Annotated in this window: 29 protein-coding genes; 15 read left to right on the top strand and 14 right to left on the bottom strand. The window is 72.0% G+C overall.

Features of this window, described 5'->3' with window-relative positions:
* Window positions 1-316: 316 nt before the first annotated feature.
* From OHS18_RS05765 to OHS18_RS05755, 3 genes are all read right to left on the bottom strand, one after another.
* A complete protein-coding gene (locus OHS18_RS05765) occupies window positions 317-664 on the bottom strand; it encodes an RNA polymerase-binding protein RbpA (RefSeq protein ID WP_003081521.1) in 348 nt (115 codons plus the stop codon).
* 226 nt (window positions 665-890) lie between these two features.
* Complete coding sequence (locus tag OHS18_RS05760; RefSeq protein ID WP_328616215.1) at window positions 891-1,655, bottom strand: thymidine kinase; 765 nt, start codon at window positions 1,653-1,655, stop codon at window positions 891-893.
* 22 nt (window positions 1,656-1,677) lie between these two features.
* A complete protein-coding gene (locus OHS18_RS05755; protein WP_328616214.1) occupies window positions 1,678-3,078 on the bottom strand; it encodes an MFS transporter in 1,401 nt (466 codons plus the stop codon).
* A 244-nt stretch (window positions 3,079-3,322) separates the two neighbouring features.
* On the opposite strand from OHS18_RS05755, the gene OHS18_RS05750 reads away from it, so the two are divergent.
* A complete protein-coding gene (locus tag OHS18_RS05750; protein WP_328455332.1) occupies window positions 3,323-3,994 on the top strand; it encodes a transglycosylase family protein in 672 nt (223 codons plus the stop codon).
* Window positions 3,995-4,034: 40 nt separating this feature from the next.
* Here the strand turns inward: OHS18_RS05750 and OHS18_RS05745 are convergent, their stop codons facing one another.
* On the bottom strand, window positions 4,035-5,009 hold the full coding sequence (locus OHS18_RS05745; protein ID WP_328616213.1) for a hypothetical protein: 975 nt from the start codon (window positions 5,007-5,009) through the stop codon (window positions 4,035-4,037).
* 271 nt (window positions 5,010-5,280) lie between these two features.
* Complete coding sequence (locus OHS18_RS05740) at window positions 5,281-6,060, bottom strand: glycerophosphodiester phosphodiesterase (protein ID WP_328616212.1); 780 nt, start codon at window positions 6,058-6,060, stop codon at window positions 5,281-5,283.
* A gap of 66 nt (window positions 6,061-6,126) precedes the next feature.
* On the opposite strand from OHS18_RS05740, the gene OHS18_RS05735 reads away from it, so the two are divergent.
* On the top strand, window positions 6,127-6,513 hold the full coding sequence (locus OHS18_RS05735) for a hypothetical protein (RefSeq protein ID WP_328616211.1): 387 nt from the start codon (window positions 6,127-6,129) through the stop codon (window positions 6,511-6,513).
* Between the two features lie 211 nt (window positions 6,514-6,724).
* Here OHS18_RS05735 and OHS18_RS05730 read toward each other — a convergent pair whose 3' ends face one another.
* Both OHS18_RS05730 and OHS18_RS05725 read right to left on the bottom strand, forming a co-directional pair.
* Window positions 6,725-7,687 (bottom strand): tyrosine-type recombinase/integrase, encoded by a 963-nt coding sequence (locus OHS18_RS05730; RefSeq protein ID WP_328455340.1) that lies wholly within the window; start codon window positions 7,685-7,687, stop codon window positions 6,725-6,727.
* A 557-nt stretch (window positions 7,688-8,244) separates the two neighbouring features.
* The gene (locus tag OHS18_RS05725; RefSeq protein ID WP_328616210.1) at window positions 8,245-8,760 is read right to left on the bottom strand and encodes a GNAT family N-acetyltransferase; all 516 of its coding nucleotides are present in this window, start codon (window positions 8,758-8,760) and stop codon (window positions 8,245-8,247) included.
* Window positions 8,761-8,801: 41 nt separating this feature from the next.
* Between OHS18_RS05725 and OHS18_RS05720 the strand changes: the two genes are divergently transcribed.
* The 7 genes from OHS18_RS05720 (at window position 8,802) to OHS18_RS05690 (ending at window position 13,399) form a co-directional block, all read left to right on the top strand.
* Window positions 8,802-9,359, top strand: a complete 558-nt coding sequence (locus OHS18_RS05720) for a helix-turn-helix domain-containing protein (RefSeq protein WP_328616209.1) — start codon at window positions 8,802-8,804, stop codon at window positions 9,357-9,359.
* 49 nt (window positions 9,360-9,408) lie between these two features.
* The gene (locus OHS18_RS05715; RefSeq protein WP_328616208.1) at window positions 9,409-10,053 is read left to right on the top strand and encodes a DUF1345 domain-containing protein; all 645 of its coding nucleotides are present in this window, start codon (window positions 9,409-9,411) and stop codon (window positions 10,051-10,053) included.
* A 40-nt stretch (window positions 10,054-10,093) separates the two neighbouring features.
* Complete coding sequence (locus tag OHS18_RS05710) at window positions 10,094-10,549, top strand: DNA topology modulation protein FlaR (protein ID WP_328616207.1); 456 nt, start codon at window positions 10,094-10,096, stop codon at window positions 10,547-10,549.
* On the top strand, window positions 10,546-10,749 hold the full coding sequence (locus OHS18_RS05705) for a hypothetical protein (RefSeq protein WP_328616206.1): 204 nt from the start codon (window positions 10,546-10,548) through the stop codon (window positions 10,747-10,749). Before OHS18_RS05710 ends, OHS18_RS05705 begins: the two co-directional genes overlap by 4 nt.
* A gap of 279 nt (window positions 10,750-11,028) precedes the next feature.
* Complete coding sequence (locus tag OHS18_RS05700; protein ID WP_328455354.1) at window positions 11,029-11,154, top strand: hypothetical protein; 126 nt, start codon at window positions 11,029-11,031, stop codon at window positions 11,152-11,154.
* Between the two features lie 33 nt (window positions 11,155-11,187).
* Window positions 11,188-11,793, top strand: coding sequence for a TetR/AcrR family transcriptional regulator (locus tag OHS18_RS05695; RefSeq protein WP_328455356.1), 606 nt, complete (start codon window positions 11,188-11,190; stop codon window positions 11,791-11,793).
* The gene (locus OHS18_RS05690) at window positions 11,777-13,399 is read left to right on the top strand and encodes an acyl-CoA dehydrogenase family protein (RefSeq protein ID WP_328616205.1); all 1,623 of its coding nucleotides are present in this window, start codon (window positions 11,777-11,779) and stop codon (window positions 13,397-13,399) included. Before OHS18_RS05695 ends, OHS18_RS05690 begins: the two co-directional genes overlap by 17 nt.
* Before the next feature lie 105 nt (window positions 13,400-13,504).
* Here the strand turns inward: OHS18_RS05690 and OHS18_RS05685 are convergent, their stop codons facing one another.
* The 5 genes from OHS18_RS05685 to OHS18_RS05665 all read right to left on the bottom strand — a co-directional run bounded on the left by OHS18_RS05685 (window position 13,505) and on the right by OHS18_RS05665 (window position 19,611).
* Complete coding sequence (locus OHS18_RS05685) at window positions 13,505-14,083, bottom strand: DinB family protein (protein ID WP_328616204.1); 579 nt, start codon at window positions 14,081-14,083, stop codon at window positions 13,505-13,507.
* 152 nt (window positions 14,084-14,235) lie between these two features.
* Window positions 14,236-15,339: an SWIM zinc finger family protein gene (locus tag OHS18_RS05680; RefSeq protein ID WP_328616203.1), complete on the bottom strand. Its 1,104-nt coding sequence runs from the start codon at window positions 15,337-15,339 to the stop codon at window positions 14,236-14,238.
* The gene (locus OHS18_RS05675) at window positions 15,336-17,834 is read right to left on the bottom strand and encodes a DEAD/DEAH box helicase (RefSeq protein WP_442875463.1); all 2,499 of its coding nucleotides are present in this window, start codon (window positions 17,832-17,834) and stop codon (window positions 15,336-15,338) included. Before OHS18_RS05675 ends, OHS18_RS05680 begins: the two co-directional genes overlap by 4 nt.
* Window positions 17,835-17,905: 71 nt before the next feature.
* On the bottom strand, window positions 17,906-18,688 hold the full coding sequence (locus OHS18_RS05670) for an ABC transporter permease (RefSeq protein WP_328616201.1): 783 nt from the start codon (window positions 18,686-18,688) through the stop codon (window positions 17,906-17,908).
* Window positions 18,685-19,611 (bottom strand): ATP-binding cassette domain-containing protein, encoded by a 927-nt coding sequence (locus tag OHS18_RS05665; protein ID WP_328616200.1) that lies wholly within the window; start codon window positions 19,609-19,611, stop codon window positions 18,685-18,687. The genes OHS18_RS05670 and OHS18_RS05665 overlap by 4 nt, the downstream gene beginning before the upstream one ends.
* A gap of 79 nt (window positions 19,612-19,690) precedes the next feature.
* On the opposite strand from OHS18_RS05665, the gene OHS18_RS05660 reads away from it, so the two are divergent.
* On the top strand, window positions 19,691-20,467 hold the full coding sequence (locus tag OHS18_RS05660; protein ID WP_328616199.1) for a TetR/AcrR family transcriptional regulator: 777 nt from the start codon (window positions 19,691-19,693) through the stop codon (window positions 20,465-20,467).
* Here the strand turns inward: OHS18_RS05660 and OHS18_RS05655 are convergent.
* On the bottom strand, window positions 20,450-21,622 hold the full coding sequence (locus OHS18_RS05655) for a cytochrome P450 family protein (protein WP_328616198.1): 1,173 nt from the start codon (window positions 21,620-21,622) through the stop codon (window positions 20,450-20,452). The two genes, OHS18_RS05660 and OHS18_RS05655, sit on opposite strands and share 18 nt — an antisense overlap.
* Before the next feature lie 85 nt (window positions 21,623-21,707).
* Here OHS18_RS05655 and OHS18_RS05650 point away from each other — a divergent pair, with 85 nt between their 5' ends.
* Genes OHS18_RS05650 through OHS18_RS05630 form a run of 5 tightly spaced genes read left to right on the top strand, consistent with a single transcriptional unit; the run spans window position 21,708 to window position 25,500 of the window.
* Entirely contained in the window at window positions 21,708-22,751 is a 1,044-nt protein-coding gene (locus OHS18_RS05650; protein WP_328616197.1) for a TetR/AcrR family transcriptional regulator, read from the top strand.
* Between the two features lie 59 nt (window positions 22,752-22,810).
* Window positions 22,811-24,088, top strand: a complete 1,278-nt coding sequence (locus tag OHS18_RS05645; RefSeq protein WP_442875344.1) for an RNA polymerase sigma factor — start codon at window positions 22,811-22,813, stop codon at window positions 24,086-24,088.
* Complete coding sequence (locus OHS18_RS05640; protein WP_328616195.1) at window positions 24,085-24,678, top strand: alpha/beta fold hydrolase; 594 nt, start codon at window positions 24,085-24,087, stop codon at window positions 24,676-24,678. The genes OHS18_RS05645 and OHS18_RS05640 overlap by 4 nt, the downstream gene beginning before the upstream one ends.
* 1 nt (window position 24,679) lies before the next feature.
* Window positions 24,680-25,015: a YciI family protein gene (locus tag OHS18_RS05635; protein WP_328616194.1), complete on the top strand. Its 336-nt coding sequence runs from the start codon at window positions 24,680-24,682 to the stop codon at window positions 25,013-25,015.
* Complete coding sequence (locus OHS18_RS05630; protein WP_328616193.1) at window positions 25,015-25,500, top strand: GyrI-like domain-containing protein; 486 nt, start codon at window positions 25,015-25,017, stop codon at window positions 25,498-25,500. Before OHS18_RS05635 ends, OHS18_RS05630 begins: the two co-directional genes overlap by 1 nt.
* Before the next feature lie 83 nt (window positions 25,501-25,583).
* Here OHS18_RS05630 and OHS18_RS05625 read toward each other — a convergent pair whose 3' ends face one another.
* Window positions 25,584-26,036: an anthrone oxygenase family protein gene (locus tag OHS18_RS05625; protein ID WP_328455384.1), complete on the bottom strand. Its 453-nt coding sequence runs from the start codon at window positions 26,034-26,036 to the stop codon at window positions 25,584-25,586.
* Window positions 26,037-26,045: the final 9 nt, after the last annotated feature.

The following is a 26,045-nucleotide window of genomic DNA, read 5'->3' as shown; positions in this document are numbered from 1 at the left end:
GCCAACTCCGTCGGCGCGCACGCCGCTCGGGAGTAGTTCCAGCGGAGCCCGCCGTGAGGGGCACCCTCACGGCACTAGGCGAGCTGCCGGCGCGCATGCGGCTGGTCGCGGACTCATCGTGCGGCTGGATAGCGGCCACCAGGAGAGCTGTCGTGAGGGGCACCCTCAGGGACTTGAGAGCCCTGAGGGTGCCCCTCACGGCCGTCGAAGGCCGCGGCAGCCGGGGTGCGGGCATGTGAAAGGCCCCCGCGGGGGGAGGTCGCGGGGGCCTTTCCGTTGTGGTGGGAGCTTGGCTACGAGCCGAAGCCCGAAGGGGTCACGCGGACCGGGAGGTCCGGCGGCCCTTCAGCTCGGCGAGACGTTCGTTCAGCAGGTCCTCGAGCTCGGGGATGGTGCGCCGCTCAAGCAGCATGTCCCAGTGGGTCCGCGGCGGCTTGACCTTCTTCTGCTCGGGCTGCCCGCCATCGACGATCTCGGACTCGCTGCCGTGCAGCCGGCATTCCCACACCGTCGGGATCTCGGCGTCGTCGGAGAACGGCACCTCGAACTCGTGGTTCTTGGGGCAGGCGTAGCGCACGGTGCGTCGCGGGGCGAGGTCGTGGTTGCGGTCGGTCTCGTAGCTGACCGCTCCCAGCCGGCTTCCACGAAGAACACGGTCGGCCATGATGGGGTCCTTTCAGTCAGCTCCGGGGTGGAGCCAGGGTGGTGCTCACCCTATGCAACGACTCAGGGTCTCCGGGGATTCCCGGTTCACCATGTCGTTGCTCACGATGAGCTGCGTCACCCGCCGGGATCAGCTTCCACTAGTAGGAGGCATTTCGCGCTCCGGCGTGACGTCAATACGGCCTTCTTAGTGCTGATATCCCCCGGATGGGCTACTCGCGCATCCTTCAGGTCAACCGTAACTGACCGTGATGCGCGGTAACGGGTCCCAGGTCACCCGCCCGAAAGTGGCGACGGCACAATACCTGATAACGCAAAGTAGCTGATTCGACCTCAAATCGTGCTGAAGCTGAAGTTTCAACTACGGATTGTTCGGTATCTGCCACGACCACCGTATCGCCTTCGCGCACAACCTCGCCGTCGAGCACCCGCGCGTTGAACCGGCCGGCCAGCCCGCACCAGCACAAGACCTCCACCTGGACCGGCTGCAGCTCGTCCGCCAGCTCGAACAGACGTGCGGCCCCGGGGAAGAGCTTGCTGCGGAAGTCCGTCGCGATCCCGAAGCAGTACACGTCGATCTGGACCTCGTCGGCCAGTTCGGCCAGCTGGTCGACCTGCGCGGGGGAGAGGAACTGCGCCTCGTCGACCACCACGTAGTCCACGTGCTGCCCGCGCGCCCACTCCTGCCGCACCAGGTCCCGGACGTCGGTGTCCTCGCCGACCTCCACCGCCTGCCGGCTCAGCCCGATCCGGCTGGAGATCTGCGGCGCGCCCGAGCGGTCGTGGCGCACCAGCACCAGCCCCCGTCTGCCCTGGCGCGCGTGGTTGTGGTCGATCTGCAGCGCCAGCGTCGACTTCCCGCAGTCCATCGGCCCGTAACAGAACTTCAGCCGGCCCACCGGCGGCGTGCCGCGGCGCGAACCGGCCGCGGGGACCGACGACAGGGCGTCCGTGGGATCGGGGCCGGAGGCCCGGTCGTTCAGCAAGGTCACGACAGTCGACCCTATCGGGGACCTACAGCACCTCCGGCGGACGGTTGCCCGCCGCCTCGATCGCCCGCCGCACCGGGACCAGCGCCACCAGCACCAGACCGGCCACGAAGAAGATCACCAGCGCCACGATCGCCAGCCGGAACGACCCCGTCGCCTGCCCGACCCCGGCGAACACCAGCGGCCCCAGCCACGACGTCCCGCGCTCGCCCACGACGTAGAGCGAGTAGTACTGCGCGTCCTTGCCCTCCGGGATCATCTGGCTGAACAGCGACCGCGACAACGCGTTCGTCCCGCCGAGCACCAGCCCGATCCCGACCGCCACCGCCAGGAACTGCACCACCTTCCCCGGCTGGATGAAGTACGCCCCGACCAGCACCACGATCCACAGCACCAGACTGCCCAGGATCGTCCGCTTCGCCCCGATCCGCCGCGCCACCAGCCCGTGCAGCGTGCCACCCAGGTACGCCACGAACTGGATCACCAGGATCGTCATGATCAGCACTTCGTCGCCGAACCGCAGCTCGTCCTTGCCGTACTGCGCCGAGACCGCCACCACGGTGGTGATGCCGTCGGTGAAGATCAGGTAGCTGCCCAGGAAGGCCAGCGTCAACGGGAACGCCTTCGCCGAGACGATCGTCCGCCGCAGCTCGCCGAACCCCGCCCGCAGCACCGACGTCCCCGGCGCGACGTCCACCGGCGTGTGGTCGCGGGGGAGTGCCCGCACCGCGGGGACCGTGAACAGCGCCCACCACAGGCCCGAGGTCAGGAAGCAGATCTGCACGGCCGTGCCCTTGGACACCCCGAAGGCGTCGTGGCCGAGGTAGAACCCCAGCTGCAACGCCAGCGCCAGGCCGCCGCCCAGGTACCCGAACGCCCAGCCCTTCGCCGAGATGTCGTCCCGCTCGTCCGGCCCGCCGATGTCCACCAGGAACGAGTAGTAGACGACCAGCGAACCGCCGTAGCCGATGTTCGCCACGATGAACAGCGCCGCACCCAGCTGCCAGTCCGAGCCGGCCATGAAGAACATCGCCGCCGCCGCGGTCGCGCCCAGGAACGCGAACCCGCCCAGGATCCGCCGCTTGTTCCGGCTCCGGTCGGCCACCGCACCCGCGATCGGCAGCACCAGCACCTGCACGATCGTCGCCACCGACAGCAGGTAGCCCCACGTCGAGCCGGCCGGGAACTGCAGCCCGAACACCGTCACGTCGCAGTGGTGCAGCGTGTCCGCCGCGCCGGACGCGTCGACACAGGCGTGGTCCCCGTTAAGGGTGAAGTTCGACTTCGCGTCCTCGGCCGCGATCGTGCTCATGTAGAGCGCGCCGAACACCGTCGTCGTCGACGAATAGAACGGCGAATTCGCCCAGTCGTAGAAATACCAGCCCCAGCGCTCGCGCTTGGTCGAGCGCGTCCCGGCCAGCGTCATCCACGGCTCCTCAAGGTCAAGTATGTCCAGGTCAGCGCGGAGACTACGGGGAGGCGGCGGCGCCGGTCACCGCAACACCGAAACGTGTCCGGTTTGTCGCATCGTGGTCATCCGCCACTTCCGTGGCCAATGACGGCGCACGGTCCGCAGCGTGTCGCTGACAAGAGTGAACGGTGTTTCGTGTGAGACTGCTGAGCAAAGTGTGTCCCTTGTGGTCAAAAGGGCACGCTCCTACTGTGCTCGCATGATCCACAACCGGAGACGCACCGTCGCGAGGCTCCTGCTCCTCGCCTTCGCCGCTGGGGGTCTGCAGCTGACCATCCCCGCCGTCGCCTCCGCGGACCCCGCGTCGACAGCCTGGGCCAAGCTCCGCATGTGCGAATCGAGCGGCCGCTACGCCACCAACACCGGCAACGGCTACTACGGCGCCTACCAGTTCGACCTCCCCACCTGGCGCAGCGTCGGCGGCGCCGGCCGCCCCGACCAGGCCGCCCCCGGCGAACAGGACTACCGCGCCCTCTACCTCTACCGGATGCGCGGCTGGCAGCCCTGGCAGTGCGCCGGCATGCTCAAGCTCTCCGGCGACGGCGACGCCCGCAGCAAACGCGTCCCCACCTACGCCGACTCCGCCTACATCGGCGGCGGGGGACCGGCCCCCGCACCCACCCCGCCACCCCCGAGCGGCAAACCGGCGTGGCCGGGCGTCGTCTACGCCTACGGCGACTGCGCCGCCCCGCTCAAGACGTTCCAGCTCCGCATGAACGCCTTCGGCTACGGCTTCACCGGCACCGGCTGCTACCTCGAGAAGACCAAGGAAGCCGTCCTCGCCCTCCAGCGCGCCAACGGCATCAAGGACTCCGGCCTCCTCGGCCCCAAGACCTGGGACGCCGCCTGGTCCGGCAAACCACCCCGCTGACCAGCACCCGGGCCGGGCTGTTCCCGGCCCGGGTCCGGCATCACGGCAGGGGATAGAAGTAGTACCCGTCACCGTCCAGCACATGGTTCTCCGCCAAGAACCGGGTGAACCGCCGCAGGAACTCCGCGTGGTCGGAGTCCAGCACCGGCCGCACCGTGAACGACGACGTCGCCGAAGCACCCTGCACGCTCTCGTCGACCGGATAAGCGCCACACACGTTGGTCAACCCGCCCGAGTGCCGGGTCCAGAACGGCCCCCACGTGCTCGCACACCGCGCCTCGGCCGCCACCCGGTGCGCCTGACGCGCCGCCACGTCGTAGAACAACCGGTTCTGCGGCCCGGTGAACCCGGCCGACCCACCCGACGTCCCCGGATAACCCGCGTACCGCCCGACCGGCGCGACGTCCCGCACGAACCGCCCCGTCTCCGCGATCGGCAGCTCAGCCGCCGAAAAGTCGAACATCGGCGTGTACCACGTCCGCAGCACACAATCCGCGCCCCGCACGTACCCCGCCGGATCCAGCTGCCGCGCCACGTCGCACCGCACACCCGTCCCCATCGGCGACCCGGTCAACGTGAACCGGTCACCCGTCTCCGCCACCAGCTGCGACCGCACGGTGTACGACGTCCGCTTCTCCGCGGCCACCTCCGCCGAAGCCCCCGTGGCCGGCGGGTCCTCGCCGTCCAGGGAGAACACCTCCGTGACGTCGGGAGCCGCCCGCCACTCCGCGATGCTCTTCACCACCGGCACGACCGACCGATCACAGAACCCGGCGCCACCCGTCGGCGGACCACACAGGATCGACACCCCGAACCGCGCCGTGTCCGCCACGTTGTCCGTCCGCCAGTTCACCAGCCGGTGCGCCATCACCACCTGCCGCGAGTCCTTCAGCACGTTCAACGTCGAAAACACGTACGCCGACGCCGTCCCGTCCACCCCACACGCCGGCTCCGGGCACGCGTAGTGCGCGAACTTCAGCTCCGTGAACCAGCACGCCCCGTAGACGCTCTTCACGAAATAACCGTGCCGCGTATCCACATGACACTCGTCCAGCGACAACGGCTGATCCACCGGAGCGGTGTAAGGCTCCGAATTCGGCGGCGGCCCCGCCGCCTCACCCGGAGCAGCGATCAGACCCAGCAACGCCACCACGGCGCAGAGCAGCACAACACCACGTCTTCGCACGGATTCCCTCCCCAAGGACGCCCGGAACCGGGCAGGAAACCCACGCTAGCGACACCGGCACGAACCGGTCACTCCGGCGAACAGGTGGACAAAATTCCCCTCAAGCCTGCCACTCGCCCCGCTCGATCAACACCTCGCGCAGCAGATCCGGCCGGTCCGTCACGATCCCGTGCACCCCGAGGTCCAGCAGCGCCCGCATCTCCGCCGGGTCGTCGATCGTCCACGTGTGCACCTCGATCCCGGACCGCCCCGCCATCGACACGAACGCCTTGTCCACCACCCGCAACGCACCCTGCCGCACCGGCACCTGCGCCATCACCCCGAGCACCAGCGGCCCCAGCGGCAACAGCGGCAGCTTCCCGCGCGCCCACAACGCCAGCACCGACCGCGGCCCGACCGCCGTCACCAGCTTCGGCCCCGCCAGCTTCCGCAACCGCGCCAGCCGCGCGTCCGAGAAGGACGCCGCCGCCACCCGGTCCTGCGCGCCCGTCCGCTCCAGCACGTCCACGAACGGCCGCACCGCCTGATCGGCCTTCACATCGATGTTGAACCGCGCCTCCGGCAGCTCCTCCAGCACGTCCTCCAGCCGCGACAACGCCACCTTGCCCCCGACCTTGACGTTCTTCAGCTGCTCCCACGTTTGCGACGCGATGGCCCCCGACCCGTCCGTCGTCCGGTCCAGATGAGTGTCGTGGTGCACCACCACGACCCCGTCCGCCGTCGCGTGCACGTCCGTCTCGATGTACCGGTACCCCTCCGCGAACGCCCGCTGGAACGCCGGCAGCGAATTCTCCAGCCCCGCCAGCTCGTCGAGGTGCCAGCCCCGGTGAGCGAAAGCACGGGGGAGCGGATCGGCCAGGTACGGGAAAGACGCGCGCATCCCTCAAGTGTGCACTTCCGCCATGACCCCGGCATGAGCAGACGATGGCCAGCTAGGGTCTCCCGGGTGAGGGAAGCCGCCGAACTAGCCCAGCCCGCGCCGCCCGCCGAGGACCTCGTCCCGGCCCGCCGCGGCGCCCCCAAGCACTGCGGCTGGTGCGGCCGCCGCCTCCCCGAAGGCGGCAACGTCGGCCGCCGGCGCCGCTACTGCGGCCAATCCTGCCGCCAGCGCGCCTACGAACGCCGCACCGCCCTGCAACGCAGCGGCCTCCCCGAAGACGCCGTTGTGCTTTCCGACACCGAGATCGCCGCCCTCCAGGACCGCCTCTTCCAGCTCCGCTGCGCGGCCGAAGACATCGTCACCGCCGCCGACGACGGAGCCGACGCAGGAGAGCTGCGCGGCCTCGCCGCCGACATCGCCCGCGCCGCCAGGGACCTCGAACAACTCCGCTGACCCACAGCCCCACAGCCCGACCCGCAACTCCGCGGTGAGCTGCGGGGGTAGGGGACCCACCTTCCGGCGACCTGGCCCGGCTGGTGCCCGAGGTCGGCGAGCAACTCGGCGCTGAGTTGCGGGGCCCGGGCCGGCTGATGCCCGAACTCCTCGGCCGACCGCGTTCGCCGCACCCGCCGGCATCCGGCGGGCGTCACCGCGGCGGGGCCGGTCAGCTCAAGCCGTCCAGCGCACGGTACGTCCGGTTGCTCGCCGCCGCCGCACGCTGCTCCCGGCCGGTCGCCTCGATGTAGTTCTGGCTCGTCGCCAAGCTCGCGTGCCCCAGCAACGCCATGATCTCCGACGCCGTCGCCCCGTCCTCCGCCAGACGCGTCGCGAACGTGTGCCGCAACGCGTGCAGATTCGCCCCCGCCGGCACTCGGTCGTGCAACCCCGCACCCCGGTAACACGACTTCACCAGGTACTCCAGCGCCCCCCGCCCGATCGGCTCACCCACCCGATCCAGCAACAACGGCGAACCAGGGGAGGAGCGCACACTCGGGAACCGCACCCGGCACGACTCCCGGTACCGCTCGATCAGCTCCGCCAGCACCGGCTGCACCGGAATCGACCGATCCCGGCTGCCCTTGCCCTTCACGTGCAACCGCAGCTCACCGGCCCGCCCCACCAGCGACCGCGGCGTCAGCGCCCGCATCTCCGCCGCCCGCAACCCCGCCACCAGCCCCAGCGCGATCACCAGCACGTCCCGCTCCGGCCACGGGTCCCGCGCCTTCCGCGAACCCGCGGCCGCCGCCGACAGCAGCTGCTCCGGGGTTTCCTCACCCCGCAACGGCTTCGGCGTCAACGCCGGCGTCCGCGGCCGCGCCACCGCGCCCATCGGATTGCCCGCCAGCAGCCCGTCCGCCACACAGAACGTCAGGAACTGGTTCCACGTCGACCAGGCCCGCAGCACCGAGCTCTTCGCGTGCCCGTCCGCGAACACCCCGAACACCGTCCGCAGCGCCTGCCCGGTCAGATCGGCGACCTCCAGGTCCTCGGCAGGGCGGCCGAGCTCGGAAACCAGGAGAGTGGTGATCCCGGCCAGATCCCGCCGGTAGGCGTCAGTGGTGTGCGGCGAGTCCTTGCGCGGCCGGCGCGCGGCGAAGAAGGCTTGCTGGGCCTCGGAAACCTTCATGGTGGATCTTGTACCGTACGGCACCGACAATTCCGCTCACCGGGTCCCGTCCGATTTCATGCATAATTGCCATTATGCATGAAATGTCGGAATCGCCGGGAGTCCGCTCCCGGGGGATCCCGGATCCCGCCTGACGGCCTTCGGGACCCTCGGGCGCCCGTTTCGACGCACAGCAGGGCATACGCACATACGTTCGAGTGCTGCTTGGGGGCCGCCAGTCTGCCCGGAGTGGATCCGCAGGACGTCCAGACGGCTCCGTCAAGACCTGCCGGCGCGCGTTCGGCCCAATATCGCAAACTCTAGTTTCGTCACCGTGACGTTTTACGGTCGGGTGACCGGACCTCGAATCCGCAGCTCCAGGGGATGCTCTCGCGATCTCCTGAGGCCCCGAGACGCCGCGGCTGAGCCTCCGTGGCTGCCCGTGTGACGGAGCTACGACGTCGCTCCCGCGTGAACTCTCAGGAGGATCCGTCCTGACGAAGAACCTCCGCGGAGCCGGCTCTTTCACCCCTCTTGGGTGTCCGCCGCAGGTACTACCTTAGTGCCGATAATGTACATTATGTCAAGTAAACGGGATCCGGGGCTCCCTCGTCGTCCGAGAGGTCCTTCTGGACCCAGGCGACGTCTCGCCAGGCTCCGTGCTTCCAGCCCACCTTCCGGTAGACGCCCGCGGGCTCGAACCCCAGTGCGCGGTGCAGTGCGGCGCTCGCGTCGTTCGGCAGGGTCATCCCGGCGAACGCCCGCCGGTATCCGTGCTCCCGCAGCCTGTCGAACAACGTCTCGTACAAGGCGCGCCCGGCGCCCGTCCGGCGTCGGCCGGGTTCGAGGTAGACGCTCGTCTCGCACGACCACCGGTACGCGGCGCGCTTGGCGAACGGGCCGGCGTACGCGAACCCCAGTACTTGGCCGTCCTCCTCGATGACGAGCCACGCGTGTGCGCCGGCGATGCGGTGGGCCATCTCTTCGGCGTCGGGTGGTTCCGTTTCGAAGGAGATCACGGTGTCGGTGACGTACGGCGCGTAGATGGCGGCGCAGGCCGCGGCGTCGTCCGGTGTGGCGTCTCGAACCTTCATGGCTCATATGGTAGCCGCAATGTGTCGTATAGTATCAAGTGATGACCGATCCCCTGACTCTTCGCCTGGCGGCGACCGTCCATACCGCGCGGACGTCGCAAGGTCTCTCCGCGGCTGTGCTGGCCGGGAATTCCGGGGTCTCGCGGGCGATGATCGGGAAGATCGAGCGCGGTGACGTCCAGCCGACGGCCGTGTTGCTGGCGAAGCTGTCGGCCGCGCTGGGGATGACGCTGACGGAGCTGATCGCGCGGGCCGAGGGTGACGGGCGGCGGCTGGTGCGGGCGGCGGAGCAGCCGGTGTGGGTGGATCCGGATTCCGGGTACCGGCGGCGGTCGGTCTCCCCTGCCGCCGGGCGGCCGCTGGAGCTGGTGGAGATCGAGTTGCCGGCGGGTGCGGAGGTGCCGTTGCGGGCGAGCACGTTCCTGCACCAGCAGATCTGGGTGCTGGCCGGGCGGTTGCGGTTGAGTGAGGGCGCCGAGGTGCACGAGCTGGACGCCGGGGACTGCCTGCAGCTGGGGTCGGCGCCGGACCGGGTGTTCGCGAACCCGGGGTCGCTCCCCTGCCGTTATCTGGTGGCGCTGGTCCCCCGGGCCACCTGACCAGGTGATCCCGGGTGCCGTCGGGCGGCGGGGCGGCTAGCTTCGCGCGATGCGTCGTCTGCGGAGGATCTGGTACCAGTGCGCGGAGTTCTTGCTGGTGTTGCTGGGCTTGGGGTGGCTGATCGCGCCGAACACCGGGCTGGACGTGGTGTTCCTGCTGGCGTGGGACGTGTTCGCGCTGGTGGCGATCGTGACGCGGTGGGTGCGGATCCGGCGGTACCGGCTGGTGGGTGACGAGGCCGAGCCGTCGTGGTTGCACAGTCTTCTGGGGCGGCGGTCGAACTTCGCGGCGACGCTGGTGGTGAGCGTGGTCGGGATGACGGCGGGTGGGTTGATCCTGGTGGCGAACACGATCGCCGAGGAGGACGACGAGATGGCGTCGGTGCTGCAGATCAGTGCGGTGCCGGCGGTGCTGGCGGCGTGGATCCTGCTGCACTTCGGGTACGCGGACCGGTACGCGCACCTGCATTATCAGGCCGCTCCGGGGCCCGGGTTGCGGTTCCCGGAGACGGCGCGGCCGAATCTGCTGGACTTCGCGTATTTCGCGTTCACGGTGGGGACGTCGTTCGCGACGTCCGATGTGGAGGTCCGGGCGCGGCCGATCCGGTACACGGTGCTGACGCATAGCGTGGTGTCGTTCGTCTACAACACGGCGATCCTGGGGATCGCGGTCGGCGTGATCACCGGGAAGTGAGCGGTCGCCTCGGGGTGCGAGTCCGGCGAGGATGGCGGGCGTGGATCGGGTACTGGTGCTGGGGCGTGGTGGCGCCGGGAAGTCGACGTTCGCGCGGCGGCTCGGGCTGGTGACCGGGTTGCCGGTGGTGGAGCTGGACGCGGTGTTCTGGGCGGCCGGGCTCGTCGGGTTGTCGCGCGAGGAGTGGGTGGCGCGGCAGCGGGAGCTGGTGGCGGGTCCGCGGTGGGTGCTGGAGGGCGATCTGGGGCCGTATGACGTGCTGGAGGTCCGGCTCGCGGTGGCGGACACGGTGGTGCTGCTGAACTTCTCGCTGGTGCGGTGTGTCTGGCGGGCGGTGCGGCGGGGCCGGGAGCGGGCGGACTTCTGGTGGTGGGTGCTGGGCTACCGGCGGCGGTCCTTGCCCGGGCTGCGGCGGGCGCTGGCGGCGTCCGGTGTGGACGTTGTGGAGCTGCGCTCCCCCGTGGCCGTGGAGCGGTTTCTCAGGAGCGCAGGTTGAGGGCCGCGACGGCGTGGTCGGTCCAGGCGGCGAGGGATGCGGCCGGGTTCGAGGTCGCCGGGGGTGTGTCCGATGAGGACGTCGAGGATCGGGTAGCAGGTCAGGGCGGCGACGAGCACGGCGGCGGTGGCTTCGGGGTCGGTGACGTCGGCTCTCCCTGGGCTCGCAGCGTGGTGATCCACTCGGTGCCGCGCCGGTAGAGGGGGCGAGGACGCCTTGCCACCTGCTCTCGAAGAGTTCGGGGAAGCCGGTGAACTCGCGGATCATCAGGCGGATGAGGTCGGCGAGCACGCGCAGGGCTTCGCGGGGGTCGTCGGGGAGCCGGGCGTCGGCGGTTTCGGCGGTGCGGGCGGGTCGAGGTTGTCGTGGACGGCGGCTTCGAGGAGGGCGGCCTTGGACGGGAAGTGCTTGTAGAGGGCGCCGGAGCCGGGGTTGAGGCCGCAGGCGGGCTGGGGCCGGGGCCGAAGATCGTGTCGCGGATGACGCTGACGCCGGGCGAGCGGGTCTACGTCGTGCTCCCCGACCGGCCGGCTGGCGCGCCGGGTGTCGGCGTTCGAGGCGTTCTTCTCCTGCGGCGGAAGCTGCCGGCGGACGTCGAGCGTTGACTGAAGTAATGAATCAGTGCTTCACTTCTTGACGTGCCCTACCGCCGCACCCCGAAGGTGCAGGAACGTCTCGACGCGCAGCGCGAGACGATCGTCGCCGCCGCGACGCGCCAGCTGGCCGAACGCGGTTACAGCGGGTGCTCCGTCGCCGCGGTCGCCGAGCGGGCCGGTGTCGCCGTCGGCAGCGTGTACCGCCACTTCCCCACCAAGGCCGACCTGGTCGTGCACGTGTTCCGGCAGGTCGTGACGCGGGAGGTCGAGGCGGTCCGGACGGCGTCCGCGGGCCTGGACGAGCCCGCCGAGCGGGTCCTGGCCGTGTTCGAGACGTTCGCCCAGCGTGCGCTCAAGGCGCCACGGCAGGCCTACGCCCTGCTGGCCGAGCCGGTCGACGCGCTCATCGACGCCGAACGGCTCGAGTTCCGCCGCGCGTTCACCGACGTCGTCGCCGAGCACGTCGCGGCCGGCGTCCGGGACGGCTCGCTGCCGCCGCAGGACGGCCGGATCACCGCCGCCGCACTGGTGGGGGCCGCCGCCGAGGTCCTGATCGGGCCGTTGACCAGTGGAAACGAACAGGACGTCGCCGCCTTGCGCGCGTTCGTCCTTCGCGCTTTAGGAGGTTCCGATGCCCGCCACGCATGAGGTCGTCAACCAGGTCCCGCCGCTCAACGGCCACGACGTCGCGGCCGATCCGGCGCTGCTGGACGGGCTGGAGCGGGCCGGGGCGGGCTGGGCCGCGGCCGAGGTGCACGAGCTGGGCCGGCTGGCCGGCAGCGAGCTGGCCCAGGACTGGGGCCGGCTGGTCAACGAGAACGAGCCGGTGCTGCGCACCCACGATCGCTACGGCCACCGGATCGACGAGGTCGAGTTCCACCCGCACTGGCACGACCTGATGACGGTCGCGGTCGAGCACGGCCTGCACGGGACGCCGTGGCGGGACTCGCGTCAAGGCGCGCACGCGGCGCGCGCGGCGAAGTTCTACGTCTGGGGCCAGGTCGAGGCCGGGCACAGCTGCCCGATTTCGATGACCTACGCGGCGATCCCGGCCCTGCGGGCGAATCCGGAGCTGGCGGCGCGGTACGAACCGCTGCTGGCGGCGACCGAGTACGACTTCGGGCTGCGGGAGCCGACGTCCAAGCGCGGGCTGATCGCGGGCATGTCGATGACCGAGAAACAGGGCGGCTCGGACGTCCGCACGAACACGACCACCGCGACCCCGTCGGCGGACGGCAGCTACATCCTGGTCGGACACAAGTGGTTCACCTCCGCGCCGATGTCGGACATGTTCCTGACGCTGGCGCAGGCGCCGGGCGGGCTGTCGTGCTTCCTGCTCCCCCGCGTCCTGCCCGACGGCTCGCGCAACCCGATCCGGCTGCAGCGGCTGAAGGACAAGCTGGGCAACCGGTCGAACGCGTCGTCGGAGATCGAGTACGACAACGCCGTCGGCTGGCTGGTCGGCGAAGAGGGCCGCGGGGTCCGCACGATCATCGAGATGGTCAACAACACCCGGCTGGACTGCGCACTCGGCAGCGCGTCGGGGATGCGGCTGGGCGCCGTGCGCGCGGTGCACCACGCCACCCACCGGCACGCGTTCGGCAAGGCGCTGCTCGACCAGCCGCTGATGGCGAACGTGCTGGCCGACCTGGTGCTGGAGTCGGAAGCCGCGACGACGGCGGCGATGCGGCTCGCGGCCGCGGGCGACCGGCCCGAGGATCCGCGGGAGCAGGCGTTCCGGCGGCTGGGCCTGGCCGTGACGAAGTACTGGGTGTGCAAGCGGGCGCCGTCGCACGCGGCGGAGGCGCTGGAGTGCTTCGGCGGCAACGGGTACGTCGAGGAGTCCGGGATGCCGCGGCTCTACCGCGAAGCGCCGCTGACGTCGATCTGGGAGGGCTCGGGCAACGTCGCCGCGTTGGACGCGCTGCGGGCGATGGGCCGGCAGCCGGAGTCGGTGGCGGCGTTCTTCGAGGAGGTCGAGCTGGCCGCCGGCGGGGACGCGCGGCTGGACGACGCGGTGGACCGGGTCCGCAAGGAGCTGACCGACCTGGACGGGATCGAGTACCGCGCGCGGCGGCTGGTGGAGTCGCTTGCGTTGGTGCTGCAGGGTTCGCTGCTGGTGCGCCACGGCGACCCCGCGGTCGCGGACGCGTTCTGCGCGTCCCGGTTCGGCGGCGACTGGGGCATCGCGTTCGGCACGCTGCCGGCCGGCGTCGACACGGGCGCGATCATCGAGCGCGCCGCGGTCCGCTAGCTGGCGGCCGCCGCCTCGGCTCGTCTCGGCGTTGCCCGCTCAGCTGATCCGGGCGCCAGCTGAGCGGTCGTGAGTGTTTAGGGCGGTTAGAACCGCCCTAAACACTCACGACCGCGGCTGGGCGTGCTGGTCGGCGGCCTCCTGGACGCGGGTGACGTGCCGGGTCCACCAGTCCGCGTCGCCGGCGAGGTCGTGGTCGCTGCCCGGGCGGCCGTCGATCGTCTCCCGGACGATGTCCGCGTGCCCGGCGTGCTGCGCGGTCTCGGCGACCACCCGCACCAGCAGCGAGCCGAACGTCGTCCGCCGGCGCTCCTGCGGCCACCACGCCACCGAGGCCGGCGCGTCCAAGGGCAGCTGGGCGATCGACTCGTCGGAGTGCTGCCACGCCCGGCGGTAGAGGGTGACCAGCTCCTCGCGGGTCTGCTCGGCCGTGGCCCACATGTCCGCGCTGTCCCAGACCGACTCGTCCTCGACCCACGGCAGGGGCACCGGTGCCGGCCGGCCCACGCTGTCGCCGAGGTACCCGAACTCGACGCCGGCCACGTGCTTGACCAGGCCCAGCAGGTTCGTCGCGGTCGGCGTCATCGGGCGGCGGATGTCGTACTCGCTCAGCCCGTCCAGCGACGCGAGCAGGCTTTCGCGTGACTGCTGGAGGTAGCGGCGCAGATCGGCGGAGAGGTCCATGGCTCCGACGCTAGCGCCGGACACGACAGAAAGACCGGGCGGGCGCGCGGGAGGAGCCCGCGCGCCCGCACCCCCAGTGGCCCGGCGGAAGCCGCCGTCACGGGACAGGAGACGGCAGGGGGCACGCTGGATACCGGGAATTCCGGCGGTTTTCAGCCCAGCAGGAGACCCGGGTCGGTCTCCGGCGGTCCGGTGGGCCACCACACGTCGCCGTCGAGGCGGTAGGGATGCCACCGGCCCTGGTGGTCCAGGCGCAACTGCGTGTCGCCGACGGTGCAGTGGTTGCGTTCGAAGACGGGGTCGACGTCGGCGAGCGCGGCCCGCGCGGCCGCGATCACCGGCTTCGGCGGCGTCCACCTGGTGTCGAGGACGTCGAGCCCGGCGCGGCCGCCGTGGGTCCACGCCGCGACCGCCCGGTCGAACTCCGGCCCCTCGCCCAGCTGCGCGGACGGGAACAGCGCGGCCAGCCGGATGGTGTCCTGCCGGCGGCTCGGCCACGGCTCCCCCGCCAGCACGGCACCGGCCTGTGCCGAGGCGTTGGCCACCAGCAGTGCGAACGCCTCGGCGGGCACCCCGGGCGCGGCCGGGATCGACGGCGCCCCCGACGGCCGGAACTCCGCCAGGTCGGGCAGCTCTCCCGGCGTCCGGTCGACGTCGGCGGAGAAGTCCGCGCGCGGCGCGGTCCGGCTCTCCAGTTCCTCCCGGATCTCGCGCTCGCCCCGGCCGCGCATCAGCAGCAGCACGAACGGGTCGGCGTCCAGCAGCCACGACGCCTGGAACGACAGCGCCGCCGCGTGTTTGCACGGCAGCTCCCAGCCCGGGCAGTCGCACTCCGGGTCGAGGTCGCCGATCACCGGCAGCAGGTGGACGCCGGCGTCGTCGGCCGCCGCCACCAGGTCGGGCGGCATGTCGCGGTCCAGCAGCGCCGCCAGGTGCCCGGCGCGCGAGGCGACCCGGTCGAGGAACCGCACCCAGTCCCCGTCGGACAGCTCCGCCAGCGTCAGCTGGGTGCGGTACGGGCCGCCGCCAGCGCTGTCCACGTCGTCCACCACGGCCGCGATCCGGCCCGGGCTCACCGTGATCGGCCCGACCAGGCCGGCCGCGGCGTACCGGCGGCCCTGCTTGAGCTGCCGCAGGTCCAGCGCCGTGTCCTCCATGGCGCTCACCCACGCCCGGCCCCACCACGACGTCGCGAACCGCCCGCGTGTCCCGGTCGTCCCGAACGCGGGGAAACCCCGCACACGGTCATCGGTCATCCGCGGCTCCTCAGCTCGACGAGCTCCGCGAGCTCGGTGTCGGACAGTTCGGTCAGCGCCGCCTCGCCGCCGGCCAAGACGGCGTCGGCCAGGGCCCGTTTCTCCCGCAGCATCGCCGCGATCCGGTCTTCGACCGTGCCCTCGGCGACGAGCCGGTGCACCTGCACCGGCCGGGTCTGCCCGATCCGGTACGCCCGGTCGGTCGCCTGGTCCTCGACGGCCGGGTTCCACCAGCGGTCGAAGTGCACGACGTGGTCGGCGCGCGTCAGGTTCAGCCCGGTACCGGCCGCCTTGAGCGACAGCAGGAACACGGGCACCGCACCGTCCTGGAACCGCTGCACCAGCTCTTCCCGGCGTGGCACCGGCGTGCCGCCGTGCAGCAGTTGCGTGCCGATCCCGCGTGCGGCCAGGTGCTGCTCCAGCAGCCGGGCCATCGCGACGTACTGGGTGAACACCAGCACCGCGCCACCTTCGGCGAGGATCGTGTCCAGCAGTTCGTCGAGCAGCTCCAGCTTCCCGGAACGGCCGCCGGGCTCTTTGAGGTACTGGGCCGGGTGGTTGCAGATCTGCTTCAACGCGGTCAGCAGCTTCACGATCCGGCCGCGCCGCGCGATCCCGTCGCTCGCGGCGATGTCGGCCATCATCTCCCGCACGACCGCCTCGTACAGCGCCACCTGCTCCGGGCTGAGCGCCACCGGCCGGTCCGTTTCGGTCTTGGCCGGCAGCTCCGGCGCGATGCCCGGGTCGGACTTGCGCCGCCGCAGCAGGAACGGCCGCAGCAGCCGGGCCAGCCGGTCCCCCGTCGCCGGGTCGCCGGCCTCGATCGGTTTCGCCCAGCGCGCCCGGAACTCGGTGAGCGACCCCAGCAGACCCGGCGTCGTCCAGTCGAGGATCGCCCACAGCTCCGAGAGCGTGTTCTCCACGGGGGTGCCGGTCAGCGCCACCCGCGCCGACGCGGGGACGAGCCGGAGCGCCTTCGCGGTGCTGGAGCGGTGGTTCTTGACGTGCTGGGCCTCGTCGGCGACCAGCAGCCCCCACTGGACGCCGGCCAGCGGCGCGGGATCGGTGCGCAGCGTGCCGTAGGTCGTCAGGACGAACCCGCCGATGTCCTCGATGTCGTCGAGCGAGCGGGCCGCGCCGTGGAACCGCCGTACCGGCACGCCGGGGGCGAACCGCCGGATCTCGCGTTCCCAGTTGCCCAGCAGCGACGCCGGGCACACCACCAAGGTCGGCCCGGCCGCCCGGTGCAGGTGCAGCGCGATCAGCGTGACGGTCTTACCGAGACCCATGTCGTCGGCGAGACACCCGCCGAGCCCCAGCTCGGTGACCGTCGCCAGCCACTGCAGCCCGCGCAGCTGGTAATCCCGCAGCGACGCGGCCAGCCCGGCCGGCGGCACCGGCGGCTCGGGCGGGGCGGCCAGCCGTTCCCGCAGCTGCGCCAGCCAGCCCTCGGTGACGACCTCGACGTGCTCACCGTCGATCTCGGTACTGCCGCTGAGTACTGCGCCGAGCGCGTCGACCGGTGTCAACGGCTTCAGGGTCCGCTCACGGGCCTTCGCGGCGAGCGCCGGATCGACCAGCACCCAACGGTCCCGCAGCCGGACCACTGGACGGCGGGCTTCGGCGAGCGCGTCCAGCTCGGCCTCGGTCAGCACCTCGCCGCCGAGGGCGAGCTGCCAGTCGAACGCCAATGCCCGGCCGCCGCCGAAGAACGACGGCAGGTCCCCTGGCGCGTCCCCGGAGACGACCACCGCCCGCGCGGTCAGCGAACCGGCCAGTTCCGCGGGCCAGTGGACGTCGATGCCGGCCGCCGTCAGCCGCGGGGCGGCGGCCGCGACCAGCTCGACCACGTCGTCGCCACCCAGCGCCAGCTCGTCCGGGACGGCCGAGGTGAGCAACGGACTCAGCGCCGGCCACACCTGCGCACCCCGCCGCAGGGCCAGCACGACGTCGATGCGGGCCCGCGGCCCGAACCGGCCCGTCTCCCAGAGCTCGGCCGCGTCCGCGATCTCGCCGGGATCGGCGAGGCTGTGCACCTGGACCACAGCCCGGTAGCGGCCGGCGTCGAAGCCGTCGGGCGCCTCGACGCGCAGCGACACCCGGATGCCCGAGTCGAGGCCCGCGGCCAGCTCGTCCGCCCAGTCGCGGATGGCGTCCGCGCGCTGCGGCGCGACCGCGGCGAACAACTTCGTCCCGGCCGCCTTCGCCGCGGCGGGCGTGCGGGGCAGCGTGTCGGCGACGGCGTCGAGGAACGCCCGCAACAGCGGCCCCGGCGCCCGGTCACCGGCAGGCATCGCGGCAGCCAGGTCGCGCAGCCACGCGGCTTCCGCCGGCTGGAGCGGTCCGACGCGCCAGGCGTCGTGCCCGGCCTCGGTGACGCCGGGCAGGAGGCGTCCGGCCGCGATCAGCCGCTGCGCGGCCTTCGCCGCCGTAGCCCAGAACACCACGGACGGCTCCGGATCGTCGCTCACGAGCAACGCCCGCAGACCGTCCACGATGGACAGTGGTGTGTCGTCGAGCACCAGGTGGCCCGCTCGTGGCGGTTCCCCCGGCAGGAAATCGGCGTTCAGTTCCCCAGCCTCCCGTATCGGCGCACGGACAACGGCACGAACACCGCGAGCAGGACCAGCGGCCAGAGGACCGCCATCAGCACCGGGTGCGTGCTCACCCAGGACGTCCCCGCCACGCCCGGATTGCCGAACAGCACCCGCGCCGCCGTCACCGTGGAGGACAACGGGTTCCACTCGGCCACGGTTCCCAGCCACGCCGGCATCGTCGCGGTCGCGACGAACGCGCTGGAGAGGAACCCGAACGGGAACTCACACGTCTGCGCGAAGGTCACCATCGACGGGTCGGTGGTCAGCAGGCCCAGGTAGATCCCGGCCCACACCAGCGCCGCCCGCAGCAGGAGCAGCAGCGCCAACGCGGTGAGGGTCTCGCCGAGGCTGCCGTGCGGGCGCCAGCCGACCGCGAACCCGCAGCCCAGCAGCACCGCCAGTGCGAGGACGGCGTTGACCAGGTCCGCGGCGACCCGCCCGGTGAGCACGGCCGACGGTGCCATCGGCAGCGACCGGAACCGGTCGGTGACGCCCTTGGTGGCGTCGTCGAGCACCGCGATCATCGTCCCCGACAGGCCGAACGCCATGGTCATGCCGAACATCCCCGGCATCAGGAACTCGCGGTAGGAGCCGCCGCCCGGCACGGTCATCCCGCCGCCGAGCAGGTAGGCGAAGATCAGCACCATCAGGATCGGGAACGCCACCACCGTGGCCAGCCGGGCCGGGCGCCGGGCCAAGTGCGCGAGGTAGCGCTGGGTCAGCGTCCAGCCGTCCGTGATCGCCCAGGTCATCGCGCCACCCCCGTCAGCTCCAGGAACACCTCGTCGAGCGTCGGGTGGCGCAGGGCCACGTCGGCGAACGACAGGCCGGTCGCCGCCAGCTCGCGCACGACGTCGGTCAGCATCGACGGCTCCGCCGGAGCGCTCACCCGCAGCTCCTCGGTGACCGGCTCGGCGCCGGTGACCCGGGCGAGCAACGCCGTCGCCGCGTCCACGACGTCCGGATCGGTCACCACCAGCTCGATCCGGGTCACGCCGAGCGAGCCCTTCAGCTCGGCCGGAGTGCCCTCGGCGATCACGCGCCCGTGTTCCACCAGGGAGATCCGGTCGGCCAGCCGATCGGCTTCCTCCAGGTACTGGGTGGTGAGCAGGACGGTCGTGCCGTCGGCGACCAGGGACCGCACCGCCTTCCAGACTTCGCTGCGGCTGCGCGGGTCGAGCCCGGTCGTCGGCTCGTCGAGGAACAGCACCCGCGGCGCCGCGAGCAGGGACGCGGCCAGGTCGAGGCGTCGCCGCATCCCGCCGGAGTAGGCGGACACCGGTTTCGACCCGGTGTCGGCCAGGTCGAACCGCTCGAGGAGGTCGTCGGCGCGGCGGGTGGCTTCGCGGCGGCCGAGGTGGTGCAGCCGGCCGAACAGCACCAGGTTCTGCCGCCCGGACAGCAGTTCGTCGACCGCGGCCTGCTGGCCGACGACGCCGATCGCCGAGCGGACCTTCGCCGGTTCGGTGGCGACGTCGAACCCGGCCACGCGCGCGACGCCGTCGTCGTGCCGCAGGAGTGTGCTCAGGACGCGGACGGCGGTGGTCTTGCCCGCGCCGTTGGGTCCCAGCAGGCCGTGCAGGGTGCCGGCCGGGACCTCGAGATCGAATCCGTCGAGGGCGTACGCGGCGCCGTAGGGCCTGCGGAGTCCCTCGGCCTGGATCTGCAGAGTCATCTTCCCCCTTAACTCTGTACTATGTACGAAGAAGAGGTTAGCACAACTCTGTACGACGTACGGGGATCCGGTGGGCAGAATGAGCGGCGTGAGCACCGAGGACGACGGCGGCACTGACCCGCGACGGGGGATCGAGCTGCTCTGGGGCGTCTCCCCGCCCCCGCGACGCGGCCCGAAACCCCAGCTGACCACAGCCGACGTCGTCAGGGCGGGCATCACCCTCGCCGACGCCGACAGCCTCGACGCCGTCACCATCCGCCGCGTCGCCGAGCACCTCGGCGTCTCCCCCATGTCGCTCTACACCTACGTCCCCGGCCGGGACGAGCTGCTCGAGCTGATGATCGACCACGCCCGCGGCGAGCTGCCGGTCCCCGAACCCGGCCTCGGCTGGCGCGCGGCGCTGACCGCGATCGCCGAAGCGGCCTGGGCCCACTTCCACCGGCACCCGTGGCTGCTGGAGGCCGCCACCACCCGCTCGGTCCTGGGCCCGCACACCTTCGCCCGGTACGAGCACGAACTGCGCGCGATCGACGGCATCGGCCTGGACGACGTCGAGATGGACTCCGTGATCACCATCGTCAACGGCCTCGTCCGCGCCACCGCGCGCACCTCCGTCGACGCCGCCCGCCTGGTCCGCGCCAGCGGCCTGACCGACGCCCAGTGGTGGGAGCGCGCCGCGCCGGTGCTGGCCGGCATCCCGGCCGCCGACGCGGCGAACTTCCCCCTCGCCTCCCGCGTCGGCCAGGCCGCCGGCGAGACGCACAACGCGGCGTCCGACGCCGCCCACAGCTTCCGCTTCGGCCTCGCCCGCGTCCTCGACGGCATCGAGGCCCTGGTGTCAGAGCGTCAGCGGTAAGGCCGACGGCCGCCACGTCCCGCCGTCGGGCGCGCGCGGGACGTCGTCGACGGCCAGCGCGAGGTCCGGGAACCGGGCGAACAGCGCCGAGAGCGCCACCTCCGCCTGCACTCGCGCGATCGACGCGCCCAGGCAGAAGTGCGAGCCGTGCGAGAAGCCCAGCTGCGCCGGTCCGGACCGGGTGACGTCGAGCCGGTCGGCGCCGTCGAACACCCGCGGGTCACGGTCGGCGGCCACCAGGGCCGCGGTCACCCGCTCGCCTTCCCGGATCACCGTGCCGTCGATCTCGACGTCTTCGCGCGCGAACCGCGGGGTGGTCAGCAGCTGCGGGCTGCACCAGCGCATCAGCTCCTCGACCGCACCCGGCCACAACGCGGGATCCGCGCGGAGCAGGGCGAGCTGATCCGGGTGGGTGAGCAGGGCTTCGACGGCGTTGGCGATGAGGTTCACCGGCGTCTGCCCGGCCAGCATGAGGTGCCAGACCAGGGTGACCAGCTCGGTGTCGGTGAGCCGGTCACCGTCCTGGGCGCGGACCAGGTCGCCGATGAGGTCGTCCCCCGGTTCGGCGCGGCTGCGCGCGACGACGTCCTTCGCGCCCTCGATGATCACCGGGATGGCCGCGAGGAAGTCCTGGCCCACCCCGCCGGCGACCGCGGCGCCGTACTCGCGCCAGCGCGGCCGGTCCGCCGCGGGGATGCCGACCAGCTCGCAGATGACATCCATCGGCAGCGGCCGGGCGAAGTGCGGGATCAGGTCGACGACGCCGTTCTCGGCGTGTGCGGGCAGCTCGTCGAGCAGCCGCTCGGTGATGGCCGCCAGCCGTGGCCGGAACAGCGCGGCGCGCTTCGGCGTGAAGGCCGGCGCCACCAGCCGTCGCAGCCGCAGGTGCTCGGCGCCGTCCTGCTCGGCCATGGTCCGCATGTACTCGAGGCAGTGCTCGGGGATGCCGGGCGGGCGCAGGAAGCTCTCGGGCTTCACCTCGAAGCGCGGGTCGCTCAGCATCGCGCGGGCCTCGGTGTAGCGGGTCAGCGCCCGGAACGGGCCGAAGCCGGGGATCACCAGCTGCGCCACCGCACTCGCCTCGCGGGCCTGGTCGTAGACGGTGAACGGATCGGTCAGCACTTTGAGGTCGGTCAGGTCGATATCGGGGATCATCGGGGCTCCAAATGTTGATATCAGATGTTCATGGCATCTGGATGGTCGCGGTATCTTGACCGGCAACACCGGGGCAAGGAGGACGATGGCCGGACTCAGCAGGGCCGCAACCCAGGAACGCAACCGCGCGAAGGTGCTCGCCGCCGCCCGCGACGAGTTCGCCCGGCGCGGCTTCCGCGACGCCAAGATCGACGTCATCGCCGAGCGCGCCGAGCTCACCCGCGGCGCCGTCTACTCCAACTTCCCCGGCAAACGCGCGCTCTACTTCGCCGTCCTGGCCGATCTCGCCGAGCACGCACCCCGGCCCGCCACCCCGCCGTCGCACCCCAGCGCGCCGGACGCCCTGGCCGCGTTCGCCCGCGCCTGGGTCGCCCGCCTCCCCCTGGCCACCGACAGCGACAGCGAGGACGCCCGCCTCACCCGCGACCTGCTGCCGGAGATCCTCGCCGACGAACACACCCGCCGGCCGTACGCACAGCTCATGCGGATCGACGCGATCCTGCTCGGCCTCGCCCTCGAACGCCTCCGTCCGGGAGGACGCCTGGTGCGCGTCGCCGAAGCCGCGCTGACCACCCTGCACGGCGCGAGCCAGCTCGCGGCCGCCGCGCCCGGCTTCGGCGAGCCGTTCCACCTCGTCACCGCGTGCGCGGGACTGCTGGACCTGAGCCTCGACGACGAGTGGCCCGCGGAGCCGCCGATCACCTCGCACGCCCGGCGCGTCGACGAACCCTGGCGCCCGCCCGCCGCGACCGACCTGCTGACCGGCGAGACCGTGCGGCCCGCCGACGGCGTTGTCGCGGTCCTCGGCCTGCACCGCGCCGCCGCCTTCGAGGAAGCCGTCCGCGCCGGGGCCGACGTCACCGTCGCGCTGGTCACCAGCGACCCCGGTGAGCTCGCCCCGCTGGCCCGGCTCGCCGTCGCCGACCTGCGCGTCTGCCTGGACCAGGCGTTCCCGGCGCCGCGGGAGCCGCGCCTGCGGATCGTCTCCGACGCCGAGGGCGCGCTGGCCGCGGCCGCCGGCGTCACCGCGGTCAGCGACGCCACCGAAACCGCCGTCCGCGTCGAAGATGGCCGGATCGTCGTGCGCGCCGAGGGGTTCGGCGCCTGCCACGCCGCGGCGACCGGGTAACTGTCGAATCCGGGGCCGGCTGTTCGTCGGGTCGGTGACAGCAACCGGGAGGAGTGGTGGTGGACGTCGAGACAGCGGTCGCGGAGGCGTTCCGTGAAGAGTGGGGCCAGGTCGTGGCCACGCTCATCCGGATCACCGGCGACTGGGACCTCGCCGAGGAGTGCGCCCAGGAGGCCTTCGCGCTCGCCCTGCGCACCTGGCCCCGCGACGGCGTCCCGAAGCGGCCCGGCGCGTGGCTCACCACCACCGCGCGCAACCGCGCCACCGACCGGCTCCGGCGCGAAACCCTCGGCGCCGCCAAGCTCCGGGAGGCCGGTCTCATGCACGTCCCCGAAGACCCTGACCTCGACGACAGCGGTGTTCCCGACGACCGGCTTCGGCTGATCTTCACCTGCTGCCACCCGGCGCTGGCCACCGAAGCCCAGGTCGCGCTCGCGCTGCGCACGCTCGCCGGCCTCAGCACCGCCGAGATCGCCCGCGCGTTCCTCGTCCCGGAAGCGACCATGTCGCAACGGCTCGTGCGGGTGAAACGCAAGATCCGCCACGCCGGCATCCCCTACCGCGTCCCGCCCGCGCACCTGCTGCCCGAACGCACCGCCGCCGTGCTCGGCGTGCTCTACCTGACGTTCAACGAGGGCTACTCCGCCAGCGCCGGACCGGACCTGCTGCGCCCCGACCTCGCCGCCGAAGCCGTCCGCCTCGGCCGCGTCCTGGCGCACCTGATGCCCGACGAACCCGAGGTCCTCGGCCTGCTCGCGCTGATGCTGCTGCAGCACGCCCGCCGCGCCACCCGCGTCGGCGTCGACGGTGACCTCGTCCCCCTGGAGGAACAGGACCGCACCCGCTGGGACGCCACGCTGATCGCCGAAGGCACGCAGCTGCTGGAGACGGCGTTGCGGCGCCGGCACCCCGGGCCCTACCAGATCCAGGCCGCCATCGCGGCCTGTCACGCCACCGCCTCCCGGCCCGCCGACACCGACTGGGCCCAGATCGCCGGGCTCTACCGCGAGCTGCGCAAGTTCGTGCCCAGCGCCGTCGTCGAGCTCAACCGGGCGGTCGCCGTCGCCATGGCCGACGGGCCCCTCGCCGGGCTCGCCCTCCTCGACGAGCTGACCGAGGCGCTCGAGGGCTACCACCTGCTCCCGGCCACCCGCGCCGACCTCCTCCGCAGGCTGGGCCGCCACACCGAAGCCGCCGAGTGGTACGCCACCGCCCGCGATCTGGCCACGACCGCTGCCGAGCGCAGCTACCTCACCCGGAGAATTTCCGAAACGGTGTCTGTTCCGGCCGATCCCATCCGTCGGGTAGGCGAACCCCGATCCGAGGAGACGCCATGACCACCCGCACCCTCGCCGTCCCCGGCGCCACCATCACCTACGACGTCACCGGCAGCGGCCCCGTCCTGCTGCTGATCCCCGGCGGCCCCGCCGACGCCACCGGGTTCGCCCCGATCCGGCCGCTGCTGGCCGAGGACCACACCGTCGTGACGTTCGACCCCCGCGGCATCTCCCGCAGCCCCCTCGACGGCGAACCCGGCGACCACACCTTGCGCGAGCACGGCATCGGCGCCGCCATCGGCGCGTTCGCGAAGATGAGCGGCTTCGACATCACCCCGCCCACCGACCCGACGCCCGAAGAGCTCGCCCGGATGAAGGTGATGGAGGGCAACTTCGCCTACTTCTTCGGCCACCTCATGGCCGCCATCGGCGCCTACGACCCGGACCTCGACGCCCTGCGCGCGGTGACCACCCGGCTCGTCGTCGGCGTCGGCGAGAAAGCCGCCGGGCTGCCCGCCCACGAGGCGGGCCTGGGCCTCGCCGCCGATCTCGGCCTGACCGCGGAACTGTTCCCCGGCGACCACGGCGGGTTCCTCGCCGAACCCGTCGCCTTCGCCGCGCGCCTGCGCGAAGTCCTGAAAGAGAGCTGACGTGCAGTACCTGCTCATGATCTGCGGTGACGAGACCGCCGAAGAACACCAGTACGACGGCTGCGACGGCTGGGGTGAAGACCTGGACCGCCGCGGCAAGATCCGCGGCGGAGGCGGCCTGCGCCCGCCGTCGGAAGCCACCACGATCCGCGTCCGCGACGGGGAAGTGCTGCTCACCGACGGCCCGTTCACCGAAGCCAAGGAGCAGATCGGCGGGTACGTCGTCCTCGACTGCGACGACCTCGACGAAGCCCTCCGGATCGCGGCCGAGCACCCCGCGGCGACCTACGGCAGTATCGAGGTCCGCCCGATCCGGCCACCGGAGGAGTTCGCCTGATGCCGTCCATTGTGGACCGCCCCGCCCAGCGTTACGTCGCCGAGCGCGCCACCCTCGCGATCCCGGAGTTCCCGCGGATCGCCGACCGGCTGCCGCCGCTGATCGGCACCCTGGCCGGGCAGGGGATCGCCCTGGCCGGGGCGCCGTTCTTCCGCTACCGCGTCCTCCACCCCGGGATGCGGTTCACCGTCGAGGCCGGCGTCCCGATCGAGGGTGACCTCACTCCGCCCGAACCGGCGTTCACCGACGAGCTGCCGGCCGGGAAGTACGTCCTCGACACCTACGTCGGCGCCCCCGACGGCCTGGCCGCGGCGACGCAGTCGGTACTCACGTGGGGCTCGGAACAGGGCGTCGCCTGGGACCGCACTGAGGGACCCAAGGGCGAGGAGTGGGGCTGCCGCCTGGAAGTCCTGCGCACCAACCCGCTGGAAGTGCCGGACCCGGCGCAGTGGGTCACCGACCTGCTCTTCCGCCTCGCCGACTGACCCGAACGCCGTGAAGGACTCCTTACCGGCGCTAAGAGCCGGTAAGGAGTCCTTCACGGACTTGTGCCCCCTCGTGGAGGCCGTCAGCCACGGCGGGTGAGGACCGCGGCGACCAGGCAGCCGAAGCCCGCCGTGCTCGCCAGCGTCCGCAGGACGTTCCAGCGCACCCACGACGTCTCGAACTGCGCCCGCAGCGCCGCGTAGTCGTCACCGCCGTTCGCCAGCGCGTTGTTGAGCGGGATGTTCAGCGCCGCGGTGATCACCAGCATCACCGCCAGGCACCCGAACCCCGCGATCACCCACGGCCGCGGCCCGGGGTTGAGGAAGATCGCCACCCCCGCCAGCAGGGGCGCGCCCAGGAACGTCAGCATGAAGACCGGGTTGACGATCGCGACGTTGATCCCGCGCATCGCCTCGACGAACGTCTTGTCGTCCCCGCGCGCCAGGCCCGGCAGCACCGAGCACGAATAGGCGTAGAACAGCCCGGCGATCAACCCGGCCGCGACCACCGCGGCCACCAGCACCACAGTCGACATCGGTGTCAC

Source organism: Amycolatopsis sp. NBC_00355, assembly GCF_036104975.1.
Classification (GTDB): Bacteria; Actinomycetota; Actinomycetes; order Mycobacteriales; family Pseudonocardiaceae; genus Amycolatopsis.
The sequence above is the reverse complement of the archived record's forward strand: the minus strand, read 5'-3'. Positions and strand labels throughout refer to the sequence as shown.